The organism is Paracoccus broussonetiae, from assembly GCF_031854425.1.
Lineage (GTDB): Bacteria > Pseudomonadota > Alphaproteobacteria > Rhodobacterales > Rhodobacteraceae > Paracoccus > Paracoccus broussonetiae.
Map to the genome: position 1 here is coordinate 1 of NZ_JAVRQI010000064.1, position 534 is coordinate 534.

Here is a 534-nt window from a genome sequence, read left to right on the forward strand (position 1 = left end):
ATTGGAAAATTGCCATTTGAGTATGACTCCTATATCATTTTATATATTAAATTAGTCTTCGAGGAAGCGGAAAGCATCTTCTTGACTCATTTTTCCTTTGGCATAAGCTTGAGCAGCTTTAGCACGTTTCCCAGCTTCTGCATCAGAAACAGGGTTCTTAACTCCCGGACGTACGACTTTTTTCGGAGCACCCGGACGATTAATTTTTGCCATTACCTTATCGCGACCTTTGTCGAACTGATAAGCTTTGTGCAGAGCAATAAAGATTGAAGGACGATTCTCTTTAAGAACTTCTTCTTCACTGGCACCTAAGTCAATCGCATATTGCATTAGTGATTGATACAGAGGTTCATCCCAATTAGGAATCGCTTTCTTAAGAACATTAACACATTCAACACATTGTTCTTTATATAATTCTTGTTCTTTAGCTTCTTTCTCAGCCTGTAGACGTTGCTGAGCAGCAATAAGTTCTTGCTTACGAGCTTGATAACGTTCTAAGAAACGTTTATTTTCTACATAAGCTTGAGGATCTTG

At 38.4% G+C, this 534-nt stretch carries 1 protein-coding gene; it reads right to left on the reverse strand.

Going from position 1 to position 534, the window contains the following annotated elements:
- Nucleotides 1-51: 51 nt before the first annotated feature.
- Nucleotides 52-534: hypothetical protein (locus RM190_RS23370; RefSeq protein WP_311761882.1), on the reverse strand; the 483-nt coding region annotated here is incomplete at its 5' end.